This is a genomic window from Nonomuraea sp. NPDC049378 (genome assembly GCF_055586745.1).
In genome coordinates this window covers 1-3415 of the sequence record NZ_JBVJHP010000055.1, presented here as the reverse complement: position 1 = coordinate 3415, position 3415 = coordinate 1, and the positions used below count along the sequence as shown (strand labels likewise).

Here is a 3415-nt window from a genome sequence, read left to right as displayed (position 1 = left end):
GGTCGTGCTGGGGACCGACGACCTGGGCACCGGGGCAGAGATCCACCCGGATCTGGCCTCCATCGACGCGGCGGACGTCCCGGACGCGGTCGTGGCCCGCTGCGCGGGCGCGGACCTGCACGCCACGACCCGCGCGGCGCTGGCCCTGGTGCAGGAATGGCTCGCCGACGAGCGCCTGGCATCGTCGCAGCTGGTCGTCGTCACCCGTGGCGGGGTGGCCGTGCAGGCGGACGAGGACGTGGACCTGAGCCTGGCACCCGTGTGGGGCCTGGTACGGGCCGCGCAGTCCGAGCAGCCCGGCCGGTTGGTGCTGCTGGACGCCGACACCGAGCGGCTGGACGCCGAGACGGTCGGTCACGCGCTCGCGACCGGCGAGCCGCAGGTCGCGGTGCGGGATGGCCGGCTGCTGGTGCCGCGTGTGGGCCGGGTCGCGGAGCTGGCCGATCGTGCGCCGGTGTTCGGCCCCGACGGCACGGTGCTGGTCACAGGTGGCACGGCCGGGCTCGGCGCGCTGGTGGCGCGTCACCTGGTGGCCGAGCACGAGGTCAGGCGGCTGCTGCTGGTCAGCCGGCGCGGGCTGGACGCGCCTGGCGCGGCCGACCTGGCTGCGGAGCTGTCCGAACTGGGTGCCGAGGTGGACGTGGCGGCCTGCGACGTGGCCGACCGTGACGCGCTCGCCCGGCTGCTGGAGGGCGTGGACGGGCTGGCTGGGGTGGTGCACACGGCCGGCGTCCTGGACGACGGCGTCATCGCCTCTCTCACTCCCGAGCGCATGGACGGGGTGTTGAGGCCCAAGGCCGATGCCGCCTGGCACCTGCACGAGCTCACCCGGCACCTCGATCTGAGAGCGTTCGTGTTGTTCTCCTCGCTGGCCGGGGTGCTGGGCAGCGCGGGCCAGGCCAACTACGCCGCGGCCAACGCCTACCTGGACGCCCTGGCCCACCACCGTCAGGTGCACGGCCTGCCGGCGACCTCGCTGGCCTGGGGGTTGTGGGCGACCGGCGGCATGGCAGGTGAGCTCGACGAGTCCGACCTGCGCCGCATGGAGCGCGCGGGGGTGAAGCCGCTGTCCATCGACGACGGGCTGGCCCTCTTCGACACCGCCGTGTCCTCGGGCAGGGCCGCGCTGATCCCCGCACGGTTCGTCCAGACCCGGGCCGGCAGCCGCGCTGCGGTGCGCCGCGCGGGTTCGTCCGGCGGGCTCGCGCAGCGCCTGGCCGCGCTGAGCCCGGCAGAACGCCTGGCGGCGCTCTCGGACCTCGTACGCGGCACCGCGGCCACGGTCCTCGGCTTCGCGGACGGGTCGGCGATCGACCGGCAACGCCAGTTCCAGGAGCTCGGCTTCGACTCCCTGACGGCCGTCGAGTTCCGCAACCAGCTCACGGCGGCCACCGGGCTGCCGCTTCCGGCCACGCTCATCTTCGACTACCCGACCGCTGAGACGGTGGCGGAGTTCCTGGCGGACGAACTGTTCGGCGGGCAGTCGGCGCAGGCCGTCGTGGCGGCCACCGCGGTCGACGAGCCGATCGCGATCGTGGGAATGGCCTGTCGCTACCCCGGCGGCGTGCTGTCGCCGGAGGATCTGTGGGCGCTGGTCGCACAGGCTCAGGACGCCATCGGAGACTTCCCCGCCGACCGCGGCTGGGACGTCGAAGGAGTGTACGGGCCGGAGCCCGGCACGCCGGGGAAGACCTACACCCGCCAGGGTGGCTTCCTGTATGACGCGGCTGAGTTCGATCCGGGGTTCTTCGGGATCTCGCCGCGTGAGGCGTTGGCGATGGATCCGCAGCAGCGGTTGTTGCTGGAGGCGTCGTGGGAGGCGGTTGAGCGGGCGGGGATTGATCCGGTGGGGTTGCGGGGGAGTCGGACGGGTGTGTTCGCGGGGGTGATGTATCACGACTATGGGTTGGGGACGCCGGCGAATACCAGTGGTGGGAGTTTGGTGTCGGGCCGGGTGTCGTACACGTTGGGGTTGGAGGGCCCGGCGGTGACGGTGGATACGGCGTGTTCGTCGTCGTTGGTGGCGTTGCATTGGGCGGCGCAGGCGTTGCGGTCGGGTGAGTGTGATCTGGCGTTGGCCGGTGGTGTGACGGTGATGTCGACGCCGGGGATGTTCATCGAGTTTTCGCGGCAGCGGGGGTTGGCTGCGGATGGGCGGTGTAAGGCGTTTTCGGCTGGTGCTGATGGCACGGGGTGGGGTGAGGGCGTTGGTGTGCTGCTGGTGGAGCGGTTGTCGGACGCGGAACGTCACGGTCATCGGGTGCTGGCGGTTATCCGGGGCAGTGCGGTCAATCAGGATGGTGCGAGTAACGGGATCACGGCTCCGAACGGTCCGTCGCAGCAGCGGGTGATCCGGCAGGCTTTGGCGAATGCGGGCCTGTCGGCGGCTGACGTGGACGCGGTGGAGGCGCACGGCACCGGCACGACCCTGGGCGACCCGATCGAGGCGCAGGCGCTCATCGCCACGTACGGGCAGGACCGAGAGCAGCCGCTCTGGCTCGGGTCGCTGAAGTCGAACATCGGTCACACGCAGGCCGCCGCCGGTGTGGGCGGTGTGATCAAGATGGTCATGGCGCTGCGCAACGGCATGCTGCCCCAGACGCTTCACGCCGACGAGCCGTCGCCGCATGTGGACTGGTCGGCGGGTGCGGTGAAGCTGTTGACCGAGCCGCAGCCGTGGCAGGAGAACGGGCACGCTCGCCGGGCCGCTGTGTCGTCGTTCGGGATCAGTGGCACGAACGCTCACGTGATCATCGAGCAGGGCCCGGTCGCGGAGCAGGAACCCGAGAGTGTCGGCGAGCGGCCGGTCGTGTCGCTGCTGGTGTCGGCGAAGAGCCAGGAGGCACTCGAGGCGCAGGCCGGTCGGCTCGCTTCGTGGATCACAGCACGACCGGAGTTGGACCCGGCAGATGTGGCGTGGTCGCTGGCGACGGGCCGGGCGGTGCTGGAGCAGCGTGCGGTCGTGGTGGGCGGCGATCGGGACGAGTTGGTGGCCGGCCTGCGGGCGCTGGCTGACGATCCCTCTGCTGCGATCTCGGGTAGCGGTTCTGGCGGGAAGCTGGCGTTGTTGTTCGCGGGTCAGGGCAGCCAGCGGGTCGGGATGGGGTCGGTGCTGGTTGAGCACTTCCCGGTGTTCGCGGAGGCGCTGGACGAGATCTGCCGGGTGCTCGATCCGTTGTTGCCGCATTCGCTGCGTGAGGTGATGTTCGCCGATCCCAAGGGTGTGTTGAGCGAGACGGGGATGACGCAGCCTGCGTTGTTCGCCTTTGAGGTGGCGCTGTACAGGTTGCTGGCTTCGTTGGGTGTGCGGGCGGATGTGCTGGTGGGGCATTCGATCGGGGAGATTGCTGCTGCTTATGTGGCGGGGGTGTTCTCGTTGGAGGATGCCTGCACGTTGGTGGCGGCTCGTGCGCGG

General features: G+C 71.0%; 1 protein-coding gene. It reads left to right on the top strand.

Annotation, left to right across the window (positions count from 1 at the left end; genetic code table 11):
- On the top strand, positions 1 to 3415 hold a 3415-nt coding region (locus ACZ6SA_RS49145; RefSeq protein ID WP_465836401.1), incomplete at both ends, for a type I polyketide synthase.